The organism is Halomonas sp. 7T, from assembly GCF_025643255.1.
Classification (GTDB): Bacteria; Pseudomonadota; Gammaproteobacteria; order Pseudomonadales; family Halomonadaceae; genus Vreelandella.
In genome coordinates, this window is sequence record NZ_CP087112.1 from 2611341 (window position 1) to 2633554 (window position 22214).

Below are 22214 nucleotides of genomic sequence, written 5' to 3' on the forward strand. Positions count from 1 at the left end.
ATTACGCATAAAAAAGCCGCCCGACAAAGGGCGGCTTCTCACTGGTACAACGGACAACGACAGCGGCAAAGCGCGGCTTACAGCGACAGCACTTTATCGCCCCGGGCAATACCAGAGACCCCGGTACGCGCCACTTCCAGAATGCCTACCGGCGCCATGGCCTGCAGGAAAGCATCCAGCTTGCCCGCATCGCCGGTAATTTGCACCGTGTAGAGACTTGGCGTGACATCGACAATCTGCGCACGGAAGATATCCACCGTGCGCTTCACTTCATCGCGGGCAGCGCCTAACGCTTTTACCTTCACCAACATCAGCTCGCGCTCAATGTGGTTACCTTCGGTGAGATCCACCAGTTTGACCACATCGATCAGCTTATTAAGATGTTTAGTGATCTGCTCGATCACTCGATCATCGCCAATGGTAGTGACCGTTAAGCGAGACAGCGACGGATCTTCCGTCGGTGCCACGTTCAACGTTTCGATGTTGAAGTTACGCTGGGAGAACAGCCCGACCACACGTGACAGCGCACCCGGTTCGTTTTCCATCAGAATCGAGATGATATGACGCATCAGGTACGCTCCGTTTTAGACAGCAGCATGTCACGCATAGCACCTAACGGCACCTGCATCGGATAGACGTGCTCAAAGGGATCAACCTTCACATCCAGGAATACCAGCTCATGCTTGTTGGCAAAGGCGCGCTCTAGCGCCGGCTCCAACTCATCCAGAGTATTCACGGTGATCGCGGTAAATCCGTAAGCCTCAATGAGCATATGGAAATCCGGCAGCGACTCCATGTAGGAGTGCGCATGGCGGGATTTATAGTTCAAATCCTGCCACTGCCGCACCATACCCAACGATGCGTTGTTGAGATTTACAATCTTGACGCCTATGCCGTACTGCTTACAGGTCGAGAGCTCCTGCATCATCATCTGGAAGCTGCCTTCACCGGTCACACACACGACGTCGTCATCCGGGAAGTTCTGCTTGATGCCCATGGCGGCCGGGAAACCAAAGCCCATGGTACCTAGCCCGCCAGAGGTAATCAGGCGGTTCGGCTTATCGAACTTGTAGTACTGCGCCGCAAACATCTGATGCTGACCAACATCCGTAGTGACGTACGCTTCGCCTCGGGTGACACGACATAGCGCTTCGATGACTTCTTGCGGTTTCAGCACCTCGCCCTGCTTGGAAGGCTCGTAGAGCTTCCCTTCGCGCTCGGCGCGCCAGCCATCGATCTTTTGCCACCACTCGCTCAGCGCTTCTGGCTGCGCAATTGATTGGCCTTGGACCAGGCTGATCATTTCATTAATGACGCTAGAGGCTGGCCCAACAATAGGCACATCAGCCCGCACAGTTTTAGAGACTGAGCTTGGGTCCACATCCACGTGAATAATTTTTGCCGTGGGGCAGAATTTCGACGTGTTGTTGGTCACTCGGTCATCAAAACGCGCGCCAATGGCGATAATTAAATCTGCATGGTGCATGGCCATATTGGATTCATACGAGCCGTGCATCCCTAACCAACCCAGGCACTGCCGATCACTTTGCGGGTAGGCACCAATGCCCATCAGCGTTGTAGTAATGGGGAAGCCGAGCTGTTTGACCAGATCGGTCAGCCCTTCACTCGCCTTGCCCAACACCACGCCGCCGCCGGTATAGAATACTGGGCGCTTGGCTTTCAGCATCAGCTCAACGGCTTTTTTGATTTGGCCGGTGTGTCCCCGAGTCACCGGGTTGTAGGAGCGCATCTTGACCTTTTTCGGGTAGACGTACTCATAACGCTCGGTGGGCGCGGTCATGTCCTTAGGTATATCGACGACCACGGGGCCAGGACGACCGGTAGCGGCCAGATAGTAGGCCTTTTTAAGCACTTCTGGAATTTCAGACGGATGCCGTATTGAGAAGCTGTGCTTCACAATCGGACGCGTCACACCGACAATATCGGTCTCCTGGAAGGCGTCGTCGCCAATTAGGTGGCTCATTACTTGGCCGCATAGCACCACCAATGGAATCGAATCCATGTAGGCGGTTGCAATGCCGGTGACCGCATTAGTAGCACCAGGACCAGAGGTCACCAGCACGGTTCCAGGCTTGCCGGAAGCGCGGGCGTAACCGTCAGCCGCGTGGGTTGCTGCCTGTTCGTGACGCACAAGAATGTGCTTCACCTTGTCTTGACGGAACAGCGCATCGTAAATGTGCAGCGCCGCGCCGCCAGGATAACCATAAATGTACTCTACGCCCTCATCTTGTAAGAAGCGGGCGATCATATCTGCGCCGGAAAGCAGTTCCACTGTATTTCTCCCCTAGAGGTCTCGAGTGCGATCGCAGGACATCCTGCGGTGTCGAGTGCGGCGGTATGCCGCTGCCGGCCCAAGCCGGCACCTGATGCCAAACCCTGGCATATGGCCCGGTTAGGGCCTGCACTCTCATCGGAAGCACTCATTTATTGCGATATAAATCAGTGGCTCCCTCACACGGCGGTTTGCCGTGTCGGGGCGTTGGCCAGGTTGGGCGGTTAGCCCAAGCCCGGAAGTCCTTCGGCGGGTAAAGGCCGTTGCCTACCCTTCGCGCGGGGATTAGGGGTTGCCCGTTGGTTCCGCGCCCGCAAATCAGGAACCCACAAGATTCCATTAGCGCCCTCGGCCTGTCAACCTCCGATCAAGACAAACGCAACAAACGTTGCAGGAAGCCATTAAAAAAGCCCCGCTAGCCGAGCTAACGGGGCTTTTGCCCTATTCAATTGCACAGCATACCGCTTGCGCTCACGCACTAAATTACCACTAGGTTACCAAGCTTGGATCATTCAAAAACCAATTTCCCTTCGCTTGCACTCACATGGATAGTGTCGCCAGGGGCATACTTGCCTGCCAGCAGGTCTTGCGCCAGCGGGTTCTCGATACGGCTTTGAATCGCCCGCTTGAGCGGCCTTGCCCCATACACTGGATCGAAACCGACGACCGCCAGCTGGGCCATGGCGTCATCGCTGATCTCAAGGCTCAAATCATGTTCCGCTAAGCGCGCTTTCAAACGCTCCAACTGAATACCGGCAATGGCCTGAATTTGCGTTTGACCCAGCGCGTGAAACACCACCACTTCGTCAATACGGTTAATCAGCTCAGGGCGGAAGTGATTGCCCACCACCTCCATGACCATGCTCTTCATGACCTCATAGTCGTTATCGTCCCCGCCCATACGCTGGATAATATCCGAGCCCATGTTGGAGGTCATGACGATCACGGTATTACGGAAATCGACCGTACGGCCTTGCCCATCGGTCAAGCGGCCATCTTCGAGCACTTGCAGCAGGATATTAAACACATCCGGATGCGCCTTTTCCACTTCATCTAGTAACAGCACCGAGTAGGGCTTACGGCGCACCGCTTCGGTTAAGTAGCCACCCTCTTCGTAACCCACGTAGCCTGGGGGTGCACCAATCAAACGCGCCACGGAGTGCTTCTCCATAAACTCCGACATGTCGATACGTACCATCGCTTCTTCCGTATCGAACAGGAAGTTAGCCAGCGATTTACATAGTTCTGTTTTACCCACCCCGGTGGGGCCGAGGAACAAGAACGAGCCGTTGGGTCGATTGGGGTCGGCAAGACCCGCCCGGGAACGGCGTACGGCGTTAGCCACCGCCTCTACCGCTTCATGCTGGCCAATCACCCGCTCATGCAGCGCCTCTTCCATGCGCAACAGCTTATCCCGCTCGCCTTCCAACATTTTGGAGACGGGAATACCTGTCCAGCGGGAGACCACTTCGGCAATTTCCTCTTCGGTGACGTTAGAGCGCAGCAGCTGATGGCTGGCCGTATCTGCCTCGCCCTCCCCCGCTTCGCTAATCTTTTTCTCAAGCGCTGGAATTTTGCCGTATTGAATCTCGGACATACGCCCTAGATCGCCCTGACGACGCGCTTGTTCAAGGTCAATGCGCGCCTGCTCCAGCTCCGCCTTAAACTGGGCAGCCCCCTGGATACTGGCTTTTTCGGCTTTCCAGATTTCATCCAAGTCAGCGTATTCACGCTCTAACTCGTGAATCTGATTGTTCAGCGCTTCAAGGCGTTTCTTAGTCGCCTCGTCGGTCTCTTTCTTAAGCGCTTCGCGCTCCATTTTCAGCTGGATTAAGCGACGATCCAATCGATCCATCTCTTCAGGCTTGGAGTCCAGTTCCATGCGGATACGTGACGCCGCCTCGTCGATCAAGTCGATCGCTTTGTCGGGCAGTTGCCGATCCGTGATGTAGCGGGTAGAGAGTTTCGCAGCCGCAATAATCGCCGAGTCGGTGATATCCACACCGTGGTGGACTTCGTAACGCTCTTTTAAGCCGCGCAAAATGGCCACCGTATCTTCTTCAGATGGTTCATCGACCAGCACTTTCTGGAAGCGACGCTCTAGCGCAGCATCTTTCTCGATGTACTTACGGTACTCATCCAGCGTTGTGGCGCCTACGCAGTGCAACTCGCCACGGGCCAACGCAGGTTTAAGCATGTTGCCCGCATCCATCGCGCCTTCGGCCTTGCCCGCACCCACCATGGTATGCAGCTCATCAATAAACAGGATGACCCGGCCTTCTTCCTGGGAAAGCTCTTTAAGCACGGCTTTCAGACGCTCTTCAAACTCGCCGCGGAACTTAGCGCCTGCCAGCAGCGAGCCCATATCCAGCGAGAGGACGCGCTTATCTTTGAGGCCTTCGGGCACTTCGCCGTTTACAATACGCTGCGCCAGCCCTTCAACAATGGCGGTTTTCCCCACCCCTGGCTCACCGATCAGTACCGGGTTGTTTTTGGTGCGCCGCTGCAGCACCTGGATCGTGCGGCGGATTTCGTCGTCGCGACCAATCACCGGGTCCAGCTTGCCGTCTAGCGCACGCTGGGTAAGGTCCATGGTGTATTTGTTAAGCGCTTCACGCTGGTCTTCGGCGTTAGCATCGTCGACGGTAGCACCGCCGCGCAGGCTGTTAATCGCCGATTCAAGAGATTTGCGGTTAATTCCTGCCTCTTTAAGCAGTTTGGTAATCGCTGAGTTCATTTCCAGCGCCGCCAGGAGTACCAGCTCAGAGGCGATGAACTGGTCACCACGCTTCTGCGCCTCCCGGTCGGTTAAGTTGAATAGCTTGATGAAGTCACGGGAGGGCTGAACATCCCCGTCGAACTGGCTGACCTTGGGCAAGTTGTCTAACTGCTGCACCAAACCTTCGCGCAGGCGCGAACTGCTGCCCTCGGCTTTTTCAACCAGGGCTTTAACGCCGGTGTCTTTGGTATCCAGCAGTGCCAGCAGCAAGTGCGCAGGATCAAGCTGATTATGGCCGTGCCCAACTGCAAGGGACTGCGCCTCAGAAATAGCGGCCTGTAACTTGGCAGTAAATTTATCGAATCGCATGGAATGCCTCCTGGGGGTGCCGAGCGTTTGGACGCACGGTATTTCCCAATAACTTGTCTTAAATGTGCTAAAAACGTTTAGCTTGACAAGTTAAATGGCGTCAGTTCCACACATTTCAAGAGGTACGCATCACAAGCACAAAAGAATAGCGCTACTTAGTTGATCCAGATCACACTGGCCATGCGCCCGGTGTTGCCGTTGTCACGGCGGTGGGAGTAAAAGCGCGACTCGCAGGCAGTGCAGAAGTGACCGCCGCTGATGTGGTGAATCCCCAGCGCCTCTAAACGAAAGCGGGCTAACCGATATAGGTCTGCCATATAGTGGCCCAAGCGATAAGGGCTGTGATCAAACGCGTCGGCCGTATCAGGGTGCACAGCGACAAACGCGCCATATACCTCAGGACCTACCTCGAACTGTGCATTTGAAATAGCGGGGCCTAGCCACACTAAAATATCGTCGGGGTCACAGTTCATCGCAGCAACGGTAGCTTCCAGCACACCACCTGCCAACCCTCGCCAGCCCGCGTGGGCCACCCCCACTTGCGTGCCTTGGCGGTTACACAACAGTACCGGTAAGCAATCGGCCGTCAGTACCACACAGGCGTAGTCGTTGCTGCTGGCAACCGCCGCGTCGGCTTCCGGTGTGTCGCCTTGATACGCCTGTAAGACACGTGCGCCATGGGTTTGGTTGAGCCACAGCAGTGGGCGATCGTCGCCGATCTCTTTGTGCATCAACCGACGGCACAGCGCGACGTGATCTGCGTTGTCGCCTACGTGGGTCGCTGGATTGAACGCTGCAAAATCATCTTGGCTTGGCCCTGTTTCCCGAGTGGTGACAAACGCCCGCACATTAGCAGGCGCGGGCCAATCAGGCAGCAGCAGCGTGGGCTTTAGATCAATGGCATCGCTCATCGCATAGTCTCGTTGTCTTCGCGCAGGTAGTCCAACAACATTAGCAGATCGTCGGGTAGATCAATTTGAAAAGTAGCCGTTTCACCGCTCACTGGATGCACAAAACTGAGTTTGCGTGCATGTAGTGCCTGACGCGGAAATTCACGCAGAATCTCTTTTAACGGCTCGGCAGCGCCCGGTGGCAGCTTGGCACGACCGCTGTAGAGCGGATCACCAATCAGCGGGTAACGCGCGTGGGCCATATGGACACGAATTTGGTGAGTACGCCCAGTTTCAAGCGTACAACGCACGTGCGTATGGGCACGAAAACGCTCCACTACTCGATAGTGCGTCACCGCTGGTTTTCCTGACGCCGTGACCGCTTGGCGCTTGCGGTCTTTCGGATGCCGACCAATAGGTGCATCAATCTTGCTGCCCGCTACCGGCTTACCAATCACCACGGCATCGTACTGACGCGATACGCTGCGCGCCTGGAGCTGTTCGACCAGCGCCGTTTGAGCAGGCAGGGTTTTGGCGACCATCATCAACCCAGTGGTGTCTTTATCCAAGCGATGGACGATCCCCGCTCGCGGCACCTCCGCTAACGCCGGATGATGATGCAGCAGCGCATTCAACAAGGTGCCATCGGGATTCCCCGCCGCAGGATGCACCACCATCCCTGCCGCTTTGTTGATCACCATCACCGCCTCGTCTTCGTACACGATATCGAGGGCAATATCTTGGGGTTCAAAGCGCGTATCTTCCTCAATGGTCGCTTTAAGCACCAGCATTTCGTGGCCGTGCAGCTTCGCTTTGGGTTTTAGTTTTGCGCCATCGACCGTTAATTCACCGGCGTTGATCCACGCTTTTAGGCGTTCGCGAGAGTAGTCACTGAACAACTCTGCTGCGACTTGGTCAAAGCGTGCGCCGGCTAACGTGGCTGGCACCCGCTGCGTAGCTTCAACGATACGAGACATTCAGCACCTCTTCGATACGCAAAAAACCTAGCCGTGGCATGAAAACGTTTCCTTTGACTGCACCCGACAAAACGTTACTTAGGCGTCGCTAAGCCTGCGTTTTGCGCCGAGGTGATTTATAGTGGGCTAACTGCGACCTATTCTACCATTTCTACTTATGGCCATCGTCGCTTTTCGGTGATTGAGGCTTGTTTGCAACGAGGATGATGATGCGCGTTTTTTCCGCTGCCAACCGCTTTGGCGCCCTAGCCTTGAGCCTTGCCCTGTTAGCAGGCTGTGCCAGTAATGACACGACCCCTGATGAGGATGATGAGTTCGCGGGCGTACAAGAGCGCGAACTCTACGAGTTAGCGCGCACGGCGCTAGATAGCAACCGCTTCCCTATCGCTATTGAGCGCTTAGAAGCACTCGACACGCGCTACCCCTTCGGGCCGCATGCCGAGCAGGCGCAACTTGAGTTGATATACGCCTATTACGAAAACAGCAACTGGGAAGAAGCCCGGGCCGCGGCCAGCCGTTTTATCCGCCTGCATCCGGATCACCCTCAAGTGGATTACGCCTACTATCTGCGCGGCCTTTCCGCCTGGCAAGCCGGGCGCTTTAGCCTGGAGCGGCTTCGTCTAATCGATATCTCCAAGCGCGACCTGGGCGCGTCACGGGATGCCTACAACGACTTCCGCGAGCTAATCCAGCGTTTCCCGCAAAGCCAATACGCTCCCGATGCTCAACAACGCATCGTTTACCTGCGCGAGCTGCTCGCCCAGCATGAGCTTCACGTTGCCGATTACTACCTGCGCCGCGGCGCTTACTTAGCCGCCGTCGAGCGGGGGCGCTGGGTCGTGGAAAACTACCCTGAAGCGACTGCCACCCGCGACGCCCTCGCCACGATGATTGAGGGTTACCAGGGGCTGGGGATGAATGACCGCGCCAATGAAGTGCTCGACGTGCTGCGCGAGAACGCACCCAACCACGCGCAATTGCAAGGTAGTCGCTTCATACCCAAACACGGCGGCAACTAAGCGCTGTCGTCCTTTGCAGGTATTTTAGACGACTAGGCTGTACAAGCCGTATAGCTTCAAAAACCACGCTCCGGCGTGGTTTTTTATTTTCTACAAAAACAACTTAATTAACAAAATCTTAAATAAATAACTCTCAAGATATCTCAAAAAATTATTTACACAAAACCTGTACAATTAGCGAACCGCAAACCTATACTCCTCAACACTACATGATAAAGCGCCTTCACGGCGCCTAAGGAGCAGGCCCAATGTTGTCTTCAGCATCTCGTTTTAGCGCCATGAAAATTAGCACCCGCCTTACTCTCGCCTTTTCAGCACTGCTGGCACTGCTAGTGATCCTAACGGGTGCGGGTATTTACCAAGTGAACAAAATTGACCGTAGCCTAACGGCCATTAACGATGTAAACGGCACTAAACAACGGTTTGCGGTGGACTGGCGTGGCAGCGTGCATGACCGCGCGATTGTGCTTCGCGATGTAGTCATTACCGGCGGTGACGGCAACCTCAGTGCGCTAGAAGGCGAGATTGAGCGTTTGCGCGATGCCTACGACGCAGCGTCAGCCGGCATGACACAGGTGACTAATGAACACGCGGGAAGTACACAAGAGCAGAATCTGCTTAGTCGCATTAGCGAACAAGCAACGGTCACTCACGCCCTAAGCGATCAGGTGGTTAACGCTCGCCAAGCGGGCAATTATGAGCGCGCTCAACAGCTAATGCTGGAACAGGCAGGTCCCGCTTATACGGAGTGGTTGAGCCGTATTAATCAATTTATTGACCTACAAGAACAGATTAATAACACCACGACGGCAGACGCTCGTGATACCGCATCAGGCTTTCAGCTACAGATGCTAGGGTTAACGCTATTCGCACTGTTAGTAGGCGGTCTCATTGCAGTGTTCTTGTCACGCCAGCTATTACGCGAGCTGGGTGCCGAGCCGCAGGAAGTCAAAGCCTTTGCCGAAGCCATTGGCCGCGGCGAGCTCGCCACCAAAGGCCAGCTTAAGAAAGGCGACACCCGCAGCATCATGGCGTCTCAGGTCGTGATGGCCAAACAGTTGCAGGATATCGTGACCCAGGTGCGCACTTCTGCCGAAGCGGTTGCCTCCAATAGCGAGCAAATTGCCGAAGGCAACAACGATTTAGCTTCGCGTACCGAACAGCAAGCCAGTGCGCTAGCAGAAACGGCCTCGGCGATGGAAGAGCTAAACAGTACCGTAAAACTCAATGCGGATAACTCTGCTCAAGCCAGTCAAGAAGCATCGAGCGCTTCTAAAACGGCCACCCAGGGTGGCGAAGCGGTGCATCAGGTTGTTGCCACCATGAATGACCTGAACAAAAGCTCACAGGAAATAGCGGGCATTATTTCTACCATTGATTCGATTGCTTTTCAGACCAACATACTGGCGCTGAACGCTTCGGTAGAAGCAGCGCGTGCCGGCGAGCATGGCCGCGGCTTTGCGGTAGTCGCCGAAGAGGTGCGAAAGCTCGCTCAACGTAGCGCCGACGCCGCACGCGAAATTAACCAGCTAATTTCCAGCAACTTAGAGCGTGTGAATCACGGCAACGAACGCGCCGAAGAGGCCAGTAAATCTACCGAAGAAATTGTGGCGGCCATTGCACGCGTCACCAGCATTATGCAGGAGATCAGTCACGCCAGCGCCGAACAGAGCGCCGGGGTTCAAGAAGTTGGCCAAGCCGTCACAGAAATGGATCAAGTTACCCAGCAAAACGCCGCGCTGGTAGAGGAGAGTGCGACGGCTGCCAACAACCTACGCCAAAATGCCCACCAGCTGCTTAACGCTATGGAAATCTTCAAATTACCCAGCACTCAACGTCAGGCGTCTATCGCTCAGAGCAGTCGCTCCTCTTCTCCGCGTCAGACAACCAACCCCGCGCCCGCAGCGCTGCCATCGACTAAGAGCCGTGCGGTTGAGCCTGAATGGGAAAGCTTCTAAATACAGACGTCTCATTTGTCGTTCACTATTTAGGAAGGCCGTGGCGTGACCCGCTACGGCCCGCTGCCTTTCCCTGAGGTTGCTATGAAACCTTCGCAAAGCCTGTTCATGGTGTTCTTACTCCCCATCCTGATGGTGGTACTGCCCGTTCTGTTGCTGCTGGGTCTCGCCACTCAAGCAATTAAAGCCCAGTCGCTGCAAAACTATCAGCTTCAGTCCAACGACCTGGATATCCTCGTTCAGATGGCAACCTTTGATCGCCAGTTAGGCGATCTCCATCAGCGTATGAGCAAGGTGTTCACCCGAGCGGAAGAGACCGATCTTGGCGCCATGCAACGCTACTCCGAATACGGCCTCATTAACCAAGAGTTGTCACGCATTGGTGAAAGTATCGATCAGCTGGCCACCTCTCCGCTGATCTTTGATCTGAGCCAGGAGAGCGCCGATACCCTGCAACGCGCTTTTCACGCGTATCGCCGGTTTGTCAGCATGGCGAACGAGGCAGCCACGCTGAACCAGGGAGACCCAGGATTTTATCTGCAAGAAGCCCAGCGCCACTTCACGACGTTCAACCTCTTCTCGCAGCAGATTTTTGAAGCACTTACTCAGCGCGCTAGCGACCGTCATCAGGAGTCCTACGCCGACCTTACCCAAGCACGCAACTCCACGCTGTGGCTAAGCCTTGGGCTCCTTACTCTGTTGATCGGCGCGGCTTTTCTGGCAGCGTGGCGCATCAATCGGCGACTCGTCACCGTGGGAGACGCCATTCTGGCCCTGTCAGATAACCGTCAAGCGCTACCTGACATGCAGGCGGTCGAACGCTTAAGTCAGCAGCATAACGGCCCGCTACAGCGCATTGCGCTCTCGTTGCTCTCTTTCCGCGACGCCGAGCAACAGCGCCGTGAGGCAGAGCGCCAAGTACATCAACTGGCCTACTACGACACGCTCACCGACCTGCCCAATTGGCGGTTAATGAAGGAGCACTTACAGCACTCTCTGGAAACCAATAGCCAAACCAACACCTTTGGTGCGCTGGTGTACGTAGATGTGGACGAGTTCAAGCGCATTAACGATGGCATCGGCCACCGGGCGGGAGATAACCTGCTTAAACAGATGGCTACGCGGCTGCAAACACTGGAGCCGCAAAGCTGCACCATTGGCCGTCTGAGCGGCGATGAATTTGTATTAATCGTTGACGGTTTGGATAGCGATAAGCTAAAAGCCGCTGAAAAGGCCGAGTTCTTTGCCCAACAGATTAACCATGCGCTCACCCAGCCCTACTGCTTGGACGGGCATTACCAATATTTGAATGTCAGTCAGGGGCTGGTGCTGTTCAAGGGCGTCGACGATAGCGTGGACCAGCTCTTCCAGTACGCCAACTCGGCCGTTCACCTCGCCAAACGCGATGGCCAGAATACGATTCGCTTTTATGACCCAGTAGTGCAAGCGCAGTTAGAGGCCCGCACCGAGCTAGAGCGGGATCTGCGGCTGGCCATCGAGCGGAAAGAGTTTGTGCTGGTGTATCAGATGCAGGTGGATTGTAAAGGGCGCGCCATTGGGGCAGAAGCACTCATTCGTTGGCAGCATCCCACCCGTGGGTTTGTGTCGCCCGGTACGTTCATTCCACTGGCTGAAGAGACAGGGCTCATCGTTCCCATCGGCACCTGGGTACTGCAGGCTGCCTGTGAGCAGCTGGTGATGTGGCAAACGGCAGCGCATACCAATGACCTGGTACTGGCCGTGAATGTTAGCGCGAAACAGTTTCAGCAGCCGAATTTTGTTGAAGAAGTGGCAAACGCCCTGGCGCTAAGCGGTGCCTCGCCCCATAAGCTAAAGCTTGAACTCACCGAAAGCACGGTGATCGGCAAAGTAGAGGATACCATCGCCCGCATGCACCAGTTGAAGATGCTGGGCGTTAGTTTTGCCATGGACGACTTCGGCACGGGCTACTCATCGCTACAGTACCTGAAGCGTTTGCCGCTGGATCAGATCAAAATCGATCAATCCTTCGTGCGAGACCTTCACCAGGATGAGGAGGATATGGCCATCGTTGAAACGATTATTGCCATGGGACACTCGCTGGGACTTAACGTCATTGCGGAGGGAGTGGAGACCGTGGAGCACTGGCGTTATCTCAACGAGCACCAGTGCCACGCCTACCAGGGCTATTACTTCTGCAAACCCGTTGCACCGGAGGAGATGGCCAAGCACTGCCTAGCCCCTCCCCCGGTGTTGTCCTAAAGAAGCGTAATCGTAAAACGCGCTTTCTTAGGCCCGGTTGCGCCATTAGTCACCGGGCTGCCAACCATTGACGATGGGGTAGCGCCGGTCACGCCCGAAACCTCGTGGCGTGACCCGCACCCCTACCGGTGCTTGGCGACGTTTATATTCACAGCGGTCAACAAGCTTGACGACTTTATACACGTCTTCATGGTCAAAACCTGCCGCAATAATCGCCTCAGCGCTCATATCACCTTCAATGTAGCGCACTAAAATAGCGTCCAGCACGTCGTAATCGGGCAGCGAATCGCTGTCCTGCTGATCCGGCGCCAGCTCAGCGCTGGGCGGGCGCTCAATCACACGCTCAGGAATCGCCGGTGATTGAGTATTGCGCCAGCGCGACAAGCGATACACCCACGTTTTATACACATCTTTAATCGCGTTATAGCCGCCGACCATATCGCCATAAAGCGTCGCATAGCCCACTGCCATTTCGCTTTTATTACCCGTGGTTAATACCATTAAGCCTTTTTTATTGGAGATGGCCATCAACAGCACACCGCGGCAGCGTGACTGCAGGTTCTCTTCGGTGGTATCTCGTTCGGTGCCCGCAAAGCTTTCCGCCAGCGTCCCCATAAACGCTTCGACCATTGGCTCAATAGGCATGACATCGTAATGCACGCCCAGCATCTCAGCCTGCTCTGCGGCGTCCTGCTTCGAAATATCCGCTGTATAGTGATACGGCATCATCACCGCCTGCACCCGCTGCGGGCCAAGCGCATCGACAGCAATCGCTAGCGAGAGCGCTGAATCAATGCCGCCGGAAAGTCCCAGCACCACCCCTTTAAAGCCACTTTTATTGACGTAATCCCGTAGGCCAGTGACCAGTGCGCAGTAGAGGCTCTCTTCTGGCTCCACATCGGGTTCAATCTCTCCCGCCTGGGGTTCCCAAGTGGTCGTGCTGGTTTGCAACAGCTGAACTGGCATCAGCCCCACCTGCCAGTAGGGGGCAAGCACCTTTAACTGACCTTGCGCATCCACACAACTGGAGCCGCCGTCGAATACCAGCTCATCCTGGCCACCGATGGTGTTCACATAAATAATCGGGCGCTGAATATCCTGGGCACGCTGCTCTAATAACCGTAAACGCTCTGCGGGCTTATCCTGATGATAAGGCGAGGCGTTTAAGCTGATCAGCACCTCAGCGCCTGCGTCTCGCGCGGCCTGAAGCGGCGAGCCTTCCCATAGGTCTTCACAAATTAACAGCCCAAGCTTGGCGCCCTTATGCTCATACACCAAGGGTTGGGAGCCCGAAGTGAAGTAGCGCTGCTCGTCAAACACTTGATAGTTGGGCAGCGCCTGCTTGGCGTACTCCGCTTCCCACTGGCCGTTATACAGCACACCCGCTAAGTTGTAGCACTTACCTTCCCGCACGCCGGGGTAACCGATAATCACTAGCACATCGCGGGAGATCTTTTCCGCCATTTTAGCTCGCGCTTCTCGCAGGCGGGTTTCCATGGAGGGGCGCAGCAGCAAATCTTCCGGCGGGTAGCCGGATAAAAACAATTCTGGAAAAACGACAATATCCGCCCCATGCTCGATCCTCGCTTCACGCACGGCTTCGATTGCACGGGCAGCATTGCCGGGAATATCTCCCACCAAGGGGTCGAGTTGGGCCATAACCAGCGTTAAGTCTTGCATGGGCGTTAAAATCTCTTGAGAATCTTTAAGACAGAGTGGCACCTTACTAGGTGCATTGTCCCGCAAGGCTCGCCAACTGGCAAAGGCCGCGCGGTGTAGGTATGTTGCATGCCCTTGTCACATCCCACCACGGGAGCAGAAAAAGGATGAACCTTTTGATCATTCGGCTGATTATTTTTGCCGTTATTTTTTACGCAGGTTTAAAACTTTATGGCCTCTACCGCGAACGGCGGCTCTCCCACGAGCAAAGCTCCCTAAAGCGTCATGAGGGGGGGCAAATGGTGCGCTGCCGCTGGTGCGAAGTACATGTGCCAGAGGATGAGGCGCTACGCGACAAGGAGCAGTGGTTTTGCTCCAGCGCCCATCGTGACCGCTTCCTGCAAGAGCAACAGGACAAAGAGAGCCGCGACTAGCGCGGCAAAAATAGCGTTGACGGTTTAAACCGTTAACCGCTCAGCGGTGGGCTGAAAGGGCGTTGGATCGATCAAGGCGTCGCGCCCCAGTAGCTGGTCAACCAGCAGATGGGTCGATGCGGGGGCAAGCACCAAGCCGTTACGGTAATGCCCCGCATTCACGTAAACATTGGGCCAGCCGGGTAACGCACCGATAAAGGGTAGCCCCTCGGGCGAACCTGGCCGTAGGCCTGCCCAGTGGTGGGCCACGGGAAGCTTGGCAAGCGCGGGCACGATGCCTTCGGCACTTTGCTTCAGTGAGGCCAATGCCTCGGCATCAGTGGTTTTATCAAACCCAGCTTCTTCCAGGGTCGACCCTACCAAGATCAAGCCATCACTGCGCGGAATGACGTAGCGGCCATCCTTTAAAATAACCCGCTGTACTAACCCGGGCGGTGCTTGATACGCAATCATTTGCCCCTTCACCGGGCGCACCGGTATCTGAACGCCTAGCTCAGCTAATAAGTGGGCCGTCCAAGCACCGCCGCACACCACCAATCGCTCGGCTCGCCTATCGCCCTGACGAGTGGCCACGCCGACTACGTTGCCTTCGTGCTTAATGAACCCGCTTACCGCACACTGCTCAACGAGCGTTACGCCGGGCATTGCGGCTAAACGCGCCCGCAGCGCCTGCCCCAAGCGCGGATTACGCACGCTACCCAGGGTCGGCATCCAGAGTGCATTCCCCTTAGGTGCGGCTGCCTGAGGCTCTTTTTGGCGAACAAAAGCAGCGTCGACGCGCTCAAGGGGCTTGCCTAGCTGACGCGCCCAGCGCAGCGCGGCGTCATCGTCGTCCACATTCAGGTACAGCAGCCCTTTTTGGCGATATTCGGGGTCAATGCCCGTCTCTTCTAGTAAACGCAGCGCTAGTGTTGGATAGACCCCTTCCGACCACCGCGACAGTTGGGAAACCGGCGGTGCATAACGCCAGGGGTACAGCGGTGATACAATACCGCCACCGGCCCAGGAGGATTCTTGGCCACAGGTACCCCGCTCGACTAAGGTTACTTTTTGGCCCGCATCTGCCAACTGCAGCGCGGTCATCATACCGATGACCCCGCCACCAATAATAAGAAAATCACTCACGCGCGTTGCCCGTTATTATTAGAATGAAGCCAGCTCTTAGCCAGCCAAGGAAAGCCAGCATAACGACGGGAACCATTAGGTCAAGCCACTGAGAGACGTCATGCCGCATATTCGATCCCAATTACACGCTAAAACAGCAGGGTTTACGCTCATAGAGCTACTCATCACATTAGCTTTAATGGGAATACTGGCAGCTTGGGGGCTACCCAATTTTCAGGCATTAGGTGAACGCTCAGCGGTCGCCAGTGAAGTAAACCGCTTACAAACAGCGTTAACGCTGGCGCGTAATACAGCCATTACGCAGCGTGGCGATGCTACTTTGTGCCCTATCAACAGCGATAGAAGCGCTTGTTTATCAGGTACAGACGACTGGAGTGGCGAATTGGTAGTATTTGCAGGAAAACCCTCAGAAAGCATACCAACTCAAGATATCGTACGCTTTTTCCCGGCTACATCGGGCGCCACGTCAATTAGCAAAACAAACGCTAGCATAAGCTATCTTTACTATACATATTTGGGAAGAGTTGGCTACGGGGCACGGACACTCGATATTTGTCCTGCTAATGAATCGACACAAACATCAGGTAAAAGCTTAGTAATTAATCCCCCCGGCCGAGCTAGGGTGGATGAAGATCCCATTAGCTGCGCTGACTAATGGAACCTTCCCCATCGCGCATATGATCGGTTAAGCAATACCGTCCAGATAGCGTTCAGCATCCAAGGCCGCCATACAGCCGCTGCCTGCCGAGGTAATTGCCTGACGATAGATATGATCCATCACATCGCCACAGGCAAACACGCCGGGGACGCTGGTGGCAGTCGCATTGCCTTCCAGGCCAGAGTTCACCTTGATATAGCCGCCATTCATCTCCAGCTGGCCTTCAAAAATGCCGGTATTGGGGCTATGACCAATCGCGATAAACAGCCCAGGCGCGTGAATCTCTTTGGTAGCACCATCTTGGGTCGATTTTACCCGCACACCGGTCACGCCGCTGTTATCCCCCAGCACCTCTTCCACTTCATAAAACCATTCGAGGGCAATTTTGCCAGCTTCCGCTTTCTCAAATAGCTTATCCTGAAGGATTTTTTCTGCCCGTAGCGTATCGCGGCGATGTACCAAGGTGACCTTTGAAGCGATGTTGGAAAGGTATAATGCTTCCTCAACGGCGGTATTGCCGCCACCCACCACAATCACTTCTTGGTTACGATAGAAGAAGCCATCGCAGGTTGCGCAAGCAGAAACGCCTTGCCCCATAAACTGCTGCTCAGTGGGCAAGCCGAGGTAACGCGCGCTGGCACCTGTGGCAATAATCAGCGCATCGCAGGTGTAAATACCGCTGTCACCTTTCAAGGTGTACGGTTTTTCACCTAAGCTGACCTCATTGATATGATCAAACAGCACCTCGGTATTAAAGCGCTCGGCGTGCTGCTTCATACGCTCCATCAGCTCTGGCCCTTGCACACCCTGGGCATCGCCAGGCCAATTATCCACGTCAGTGGTGGTCGTCAACTGGCCGCCCGCCTGCAAGCCGGTAATCAACAGCGGCTTTAAGTTAGCGCGCGCTGCATACACTGCCGCAGTATAACCAGCAGGGCCGGAGCCTAAAATAATCAAACGTTCATGACGCGTTTCCATGACACCACCTTTAGTCACAATTGAGCAGAGTTCGTTGCCAGAATTTGTTGAAAGAGAGTCTGCCTGAAATGGCGTCAAGTACAAGCAATTACAAGGGTTAACCTAGGCCATTAGGCGAAGATGGCTTGAAAGGCATGGATGAAACACCATGTACTGGGGATAGGAGAAGACACCAATGAAAACACTATTATTAAGGTGAGCCATACTTTATGTGAGCCATACTGGGAAAAGTAGAGACCGTCGCGCATCGTCAGTGTGAAGGCGCTACGCTAAGCAATCAGAGGAGAAGGCAATGAGCAAGATACCCGATACGCAACATACGTTAGAGGTGGGCAGCCAGACGTACCACTATTACAGCCTGCCCAAAGCCGCTGAAGCCCTCGGCAATATCGACCGGCTTCCCAAAACGCTCAAGATTCTACTCGAAAACCAGCTACGCTTTGCCGACGATGAAAGCGTCAACGCTGACGACATGCAGGCGCTAGTAGATTGGCAAAAAGAGGGTAAATCAAGCCGTGAAATTGGCTACCGCCCGGCCCGGGTATTAATGCAGGATTTCACCGGCGTCCCTGGCGTGGTGGATTTAGCCTCTATGCGCGCGGCCGTTGAAAAGCTTGGTGAAGACCCGGCTCGCATCAACCCCCTTTCCCCCGTCGACTTGGTGATCGATCACTCCGTCATGGTCGACAAGTTTGGCAACCCCGCCGCCTTCCAACAGAACGTCGACATTGAAATGCAGCGCAACCGCGAGCGCTACGAATTTCTGCGCTGGGGTCAGCAGGCGTTCGACAACTTCAGCGTTGTGCCCCCCGGCACCGGCATTTGTCACCAGGTTAACCTAGAGTATCTGGGTCGCACCGTCTGGACTAAAGAGGAAGACGGCAACACCGTCGCCTACCCGGACACCCTCGTGGGTACCGACTCCCACACCACCATGATTAACGGCCTAGGCGTGCTCGGCTGGGGTGTGGGTGGCATTGAAGCTGAAGCCGCCATGCTGGGCCAACCGGTCTCCATGCTGATTCCTGAGGTTATTGGCTTTAAGCTGACCGGCAAACTGCGCGAAGGCATTACCGCCACGGACCTAGTACTCACCGTGACCGAAATGCTGCGCAAAAAAGGCGTGGTCGGTAAATTTGTCGAGTTTTATGGCGACGGCCTAAAAGACCTGCCGCTGGCCGACCGCGCGACGATCGCTAATATGGCTCCCGAATACGGTGCTACCTGCGGCTTCTTCCCGGTAGATGAAGAAACACTCAACTATCTGCGCCTAACCGGCCGTGAAGATCAGCAGGTCGATTTGGTAGAGGCGTACAGCAAAGCACAGGGCTTATGGCGCGAGCCAGACGATGAGCCAATCTTCACCGACACACTTAGCCTGGACATGAACGAGGTGGAAGCAAGCCTCGCAGGCCCTAAACGCCCCCAAGACCGGGTGGCTTTAAAAGATATGGCAGCAACCTTTGATAAGTTCATGCAAGAGGACAGCAAGGCAGACTCAACGGCCAAAGGAAAGCTCTCCTCAGAGGGCGGCCAAACCGCAGTGGGCGCTGCACGTAGCTTTAAGCACGACACCAGCCAAGACGTTAAGCTCAATGACCAAGATTTCCACCTTGATCCGGGCGCGGTCGTGATTGCCGCTATCACCTCCTGTACTAACACCTCTAATCCCAGCGTGATGATGGCGGCGGGGCTTCTGGCCCGCAACGCGCGAGAAAAAGGCTTAACCACGAAACCTTGGGTAAAAACCTCGCTCGCGCCCGGCTCTAAAGTGGTCACCGACTATTTAGCCGCTGCCGAGTTAAGTGATGACCTAAACGCGCTAGGCTTTAACCTGGTGGGCTACGGCTGTACAACCTGTATCGGCAACTCCGGGCCGCTGCCCGATGAGATTGAAACCGCCATTAACGACGGTGACTTAGCCGTCGCATCGGTGCTTTCTGGCAACCGCAACTTTGAAGGCCGCGTTCACCCGCTAGTTAAAACCAACTGGCTGGCCTCACCGCCCCTGGTGGTTGCCTACGCGCTGGCAGGCAACGTACAGTGCAACTTAACCACCGATCCGCTGGGCCAGGATAGCGACGGCAACCCGGTCTACTTAAAAGATATTTGGCCCTCCCAGGCCGATATCGCCAGCGCCGTTGAGAAAGTCAATACCGAGATGTTCCGTAAAGAGTACGGCGAAGTCTTTGAAGGCGACGATACCTGGAAAGCCATCAAGGTACCCGAAAGCAAGGTCTACCAGTGGCCGGAGTCAACCTACATCCAGCACCCGCCCTTCTTTGAAGGCATGCAGCGTGAGCCAGACGCTATTGAGGATGTGAAAGACGCGCGTGTACTCGCCATGCTCGGCGACTCCGTGACTACCGACCACATCTCACCTGCCGGTTCTATCAAGCCTGACAGCCCTGCAGGCCGCTATCTACAAGAGCACGGCGTGAAGCCCGTCGACTTTAACTCCTACGGTTCGCGTCGTGGTAATCATGAAGTGATGATGCGCGGCACCTTCGCCAACGTACGGATTAAAAACGAGATGCTGGACGGCGTGGTAGGCGGCGAAACCCGCCACGTGCCCAGCGGCGAGCAGATGGCAATTTACGACGCCGCCATGCAATACAAAGAGGAAGGTGTTCCGTTAGTGGTGATCGCCGGTAAAGAGTACGGAACCGGCTCCTCGCGGGATTGGGCGGCCAAAGGCACGCGCTTATTAGGCGTGCGCGCGGTGATTGCCGAATCCTTTGAGCGTATTCACCGCTCTAACCTAATCGGCATGGGTGTCGTACCGCTGCAGTTCCCAGAAGGAGAAAGCCGCGAAACGCTAGGTCTGACCGGTGATGAAGAGGTTTCTATCGCCGGATTAAGCGATTTGAGTCCCGGCGGCACCGTGCAAGTAGTGATCAAAAACGGTGATAGCGAGCGTACCGTTGATGCCAAGTGCCGAATTGATACGGTCAACGAACTGGCTTACTACCGCCACGGTGGTATCCTTCACTACGTGCTGCGCAAAATGATCGGCGCAGCCTAAGGGTAAAACCTACCAATGCTTGCATGCCCCCACCTCGGTGGGGGCTTTTTTTGTGCTCAGGCTTAGTGAGTTGACTCAGAATGCACGACGGCGGTAAGTACGATACTCCGGCGACCAGCTCGCGCTTTCAATACGCTCACGCAGCACCGTACCGCTAGTTTTCAGCGCCACGCCGTTTTGCTGTGCTTGCGCTGCCACCTCAAAGGCAATCGATTTACTGATCTCGCGGATACGCGACAGCGGCGGCAACAGAGCACCTTTCCCCTCTTTTACCAACGGCGCCTCGCGGGCCAGCGCACGGGATGCACTCATTAACATCTCATCGGTCACGCGATTTGCTCCCGCCGCTACCACGCCTAGACCAATACCCGGGAAGATATACGCATTATTGCACTGGGCAATAGGATAGGTGCGGCCATTGTGCACTACCGGTGCAAAAGGGCTACCTGTTGCAACCAGCGCTTGGCCATCGGTCCAGCGAATAATATCTTCCGGCACCGCTTCCGCCTGGGAGGTGGGGTTCGAGAGCGGCATAATCACCGGGTGCTCGCACCCTGCGTGCATGGTGCGCACCACCTGCTCAGTAAAGATACCGCGCTGACCACATACACCAATCAAAATAGTGGGCTTAATGTGCGCAATGGTCTCTTCCAAACCTTGATCACTCCACTCGGCCACCAGTGCTGGGTCGTGGGCTAGGCGGCGTTGGAAATCCCGCTGCCAAGGCTGATCCGACGTCATTAAGCCTTCACGATCAACGACAAAAATGCGTGCGCGCGCCTCGCTTTCCGTCAAGCCTTCGGCTTGCATTGACACAATTACCTGTTCAGCAATGCCGCAGCCCGCTGAACCACCGCCGACAAACACCACACGCTGCTGAGCGATTGTTTCTTCACGGGCTTGGCAGGCCGCCATGAGCGTACCCACCACAACGGAGGCGGTGCCCTGCACATCATCGTTAAAACAGCACAGCTCATCACGGTAGCGCTCAAGTAACGGCACCGCGTTTGCTTGAGCAAAATCTTCAAACTGAAGCAACACGTTAGGCCACCGACGCTTCACCGCCGTAATAAACTCTGCCATAAAGGCATCGTACTCGTCTTGACCTACCCGCTCATGACGCCAACCCATGTACATCGGGTCATCCAGCAGCGCTTTATTATTAGTGCCCACATCAATCATGATCGGCAGCGTATACGCCGGGCTTATGCCACCGCAGGCGGTGTATAGCGCCAGCTTACCAATGGGGATCCCCATACCACCGATTCCCTGATCACCTAAGCCTAGAATCCGCTCGCCATCGGTCACCACGATAACTTTCACGTTATCTTTGGTGGCACTGCGCAGGATATCGTCCATATGCTCGCGATCCGGGTAGCTGATAAACAGCCCCCGGTGGTTGCGGTAAATATTAGAGAACTCCTGGCATGCCTTGCCCACCGTCGGCGTGTAGATAATCGGCAGCATCTCTTCTAGATGCTGAGAAACCAAACGAAAATACAGCGTTTCATTATCGTCTTGGATAGCGCGCAGATGAATATGCTTTTCAAGATCACTATTACACTGACGGTATTGGCGGTAAGCCCGCTCTAGCTGGTCATCAATGGTTTCTACTTTTTGGGGCAACAAACCAATCAAATTAAATGCTAGCCGCTCCTCATGGGTAAAGGCACTACCTTTATTCAATAGCGGCATTTCAAGCAGTGAGGGGCCAGCATAGGGAATATAAAGGGGACGTTTCTCTTGGGGGATCATGGCACTCTCTACTTTTATATCAATACACTGTTTTCGTGTTTTATCTGAGCGCTCTTTTAGGCGCCCTTTCGCACATACGGTTGGCACATATTTCTGACACATACTGTTGGCGCC

Annotated in this window: 15 protein-coding genes; 6 read left to right on the forward strand and 9 right to left on the reverse strand. The window is 55.2% G+C overall.

Annotated features, from left to right (window positions below):
- Window positions 1-77 precede the first annotated feature (77 nt).
- From ilvN to rluD, 5 genes are all read right to left on the reverse strand, one after another.
- Window positions 78-569 carry an acetolactate synthase small subunit gene (gene ilvN / locus LOS15_RS12205; RefSeq protein WP_009101679.1) on the reverse strand — a complete coding sequence of 164 codons (492 nt, stop codon included), beginning with the start codon at window positions 567-569 and terminating at the stop codon, window positions 78-80.
- Window positions 569-2293: an acetolactate synthase 3 large subunit gene (locus tag LOS15_RS12210; protein ID WP_263066241.1), complete on the reverse strand. Its 1725-nt coding sequence runs from the start codon at window positions 2291-2293 to the stop codon at window positions 569-571. The genes ilvN and LOS15_RS12210 overlap by 1 nt, the downstream gene beginning before the upstream one ends.
- Window positions 2294-2801: 508 nt before the next feature.
- Window positions 2802-5381, reverse strand: coding sequence for an ATP-dependent chaperone ClpB (gene clpB, locus LOS15_RS12215; protein WP_263066242.1), 2580 nt, complete (start codon window positions 5379-5381; stop codon window positions 2802-2804).
- Window positions 5382-5536: 155 nt separating this feature from the next.
- Entirely contained in the window at window positions 5537-6292 is a 756-nt protein-coding gene (gene pgeF, locus LOS15_RS12220) for a peptidoglycan editing factor PgeF (RefSeq protein ID WP_263066243.1), read from the reverse strand.
- A complete protein-coding gene (gene rluD, locus LOS15_RS12225; protein ID WP_263066244.1) occupies window positions 6289-7248 on the reverse strand; it encodes a 23S rRNA pseudouridine(1911/1915/1917) synthase RluD in 960 nt (319 codons plus the stop codon). The genes pgeF and rluD overlap by 4 nt, the downstream gene beginning before the upstream one ends.
- A gap of 209 nt (window positions 7249-7457) precedes the next feature.
- On the opposite strand from rluD, the gene LOS15_RS12230 reads away from it, so the two are divergent.
- The 3 genes from LOS15_RS12230 (at window position 7458) to LOS15_RS12240 (ending at window position 12466) form a co-directional block, all read left to right on the forward strand.
- Window positions 7458-8267, forward strand: a complete 810-nt coding sequence (locus LOS15_RS12230; RefSeq protein ID WP_263066245.1) for an outer membrane protein assembly factor BamD — start codon at window positions 7458-7460, stop codon at window positions 8265-8267.
- A 248-nt stretch (window positions 8268-8515) separates the two neighbouring features.
- Window positions 8516-10225: a methyl-accepting chemotaxis protein gene (locus LOS15_RS12235; RefSeq protein WP_263066246.1), complete on the forward strand. Its 1710-nt coding sequence runs from the start codon at window positions 8516-8518 to the stop codon at window positions 10223-10225.
- 45 nt (window positions 10226-10270) lie between these two features.
- Window positions 10271-12466 carry a putative bifunctional diguanylate cyclase/phosphodiesterase gene (locus LOS15_RS12240; RefSeq protein ID WP_263066247.1) on the forward strand — a complete coding sequence of 732 codons (2196 nt, stop codon included), beginning with the start codon at window positions 10271-10273 and terminating at the stop codon, window positions 12464-12466.
- A 45-nt stretch (window positions 12467-12511) separates the two neighbouring features.
- On the opposite strand, the gene LOS15_RS12245 is transcribed toward LOS15_RS12240, so the two are convergent.
- Window positions 12512-14146 (reverse strand): NAD+ synthase, encoded by a 1635-nt coding sequence (locus LOS15_RS12245; protein ID WP_263066248.1) that lies wholly within the window; start codon window positions 14144-14146, stop codon window positions 12512-12514.
- 146 nt (window positions 14147-14292) lie between these two features.
- On the opposite strand from LOS15_RS12245, the gene LOS15_RS12250 reads away from it, so the two are divergent.
- Entirely contained in the window at window positions 14293-14559 is a 267-nt protein-coding gene (locus tag LOS15_RS12250; RefSeq protein ID WP_263066249.1) for a PP0621 family protein, read from the forward strand.
- A gap of 24 nt (window positions 14560-14583) precedes the next feature.
- Here LOS15_RS12250 and thiO read toward each other — a convergent pair whose 3' ends face one another.
- Window positions 14584-15684: a glycine oxidase ThiO gene (thiO, locus tag LOS15_RS12255; RefSeq protein WP_263066250.1), complete on the reverse strand. Its 1101-nt coding sequence runs from the start codon at window positions 15682-15684 to the stop codon at window positions 14584-14586.
- A 100-nt stretch (window positions 15685-15784) separates the two neighbouring features.
- Between thiO and LOS15_RS12260 the strand changes: the two genes are divergently transcribed.
- Window positions 15785-16339: a GspH/FimT family pseudopilin gene (locus LOS15_RS12260; protein WP_263066251.1), complete on the forward strand. Its 555-nt coding sequence runs from the start codon at window positions 15785-15787 to the stop codon at window positions 16337-16339.
- A gap of 30 nt (window positions 16340-16369) precedes the next feature.
- Here the strand turns inward: LOS15_RS12260 and trxB are convergent, their stop codons facing one another.
- Entirely contained in the window at window positions 16370-17320 is a 951-nt protein-coding gene (gene trxB / locus LOS15_RS12265; protein WP_263066252.1) for a thioredoxin-disulfide reductase, read from the reverse strand.
- Between the two features lie 292 nt (window positions 17321-17612).
- Between trxB and acnA the strand changes: the two genes are divergently transcribed.
- Entirely contained in the window at window positions 17613-20345 is a 2733-nt protein-coding gene (gene acnA, locus LOS15_RS12270; protein WP_263066253.1) for an aconitate hydratase AcnA, read from the forward strand.
- 75 nt (window positions 20346-20420) lie between these two features.
- On the opposite strand, the gene LOS15_RS12275 is transcribed toward acnA, so the two are convergent.
- Window positions 20421-22100, reverse strand: coding sequence for an NAD-dependent malic enzyme (locus LOS15_RS12275; RefSeq protein ID WP_263069720.1), 1680 nt, complete (start codon window positions 22098-22100; stop codon window positions 20421-20423).
- Window positions 22101-22214: the final 114 nt, after the last annotated feature.

What these genes read in the sequence shown, in the direction of transcription:
- ilvN (WP_009101679.1), bottom strand. Translation starts at nt 569, where the DNA reads ATGCGTCATATCATCTCGATTCTGATGGAAAACGAACCGGGTGCGCTG.
- clpB (WP_263066242.1), bottom strand. Translation starts at nt 5,381, where the DNA reads ATGCGATTCGATAAATTTACTGCCAAGTTACAGGCCGCTATTTCTGAG.
- pgeF (WP_263066243.1), bottom strand. Translation starts at nt 6,292, where the DNA reads ATGAGCGATGCCATTGATCTAAAGCCCACGCTGCTGCTGCCTGATTGG.
- rluD (WP_263066244.1), bottom strand. Translation starts at nt 7,248, where the DNA reads ATGTCTCGTATCGTTGAAGCTACGCAGCGGGTGCCAGCCACGTTAGCC.
- LOS15_RS12230 (WP_263066245.1), top strand. Translation starts at nt 7,458, where the DNA reads ATGCGCGTTTTTTCCGCTGCCAACCGCTTTGGCGCCCTAGCCTTGAGC.
- LOS15_RS12235 (WP_263066246.1), top strand. Translation starts at nt 8,516, where the DNA reads ATGTTGTCTTCAGCATCTCGTTTTAGCGCCATGAAAATTAGCACCCGC.
- LOS15_RS12245 (WP_263066248.1), bottom strand. Translation starts at nt 14,146, where the DNA reads ATGCAAGACTTAACGCTGGTTATGGCCCAACTCGACCCCTTGGTGGGA.
- LOS15_RS12250 (WP_263066249.1), top strand. Translation starts at nt 14,293, where the DNA reads ATGAACCTTTTGATCATTCGGCTGATTATTTTTGCCGTTATTTTTTAC.
- LOS15_RS12260 (WP_263066251.1), top strand. Translation starts at nt 15,785, where the DNA reads ATGCCGCATATTCGATCCCAATTACACGCTAAAACAGCAGGGTTTACG.
- trxB (WP_263066252.1), bottom strand. Translation starts at nt 17,320, where the DNA reads ATGGAAACGCGTCATGAACGTTTGATTATTTTAGGCTCCGGCCCTGCT.
- acnA (WP_263066253.1), top strand. Translation starts at nt 17,613, where the DNA reads ATGAGCAAGATACCCGATACGCAACATACGTTAGAGGTGGGCAGCCAG.
- LOS15_RS12275 (WP_263069720.1), bottom strand. Translation starts at nt 22,100, where the DNA reads ATGATCCCCCAAGAGAAACGTCCCCTTTATATTCCCTATGCTGGCCCC.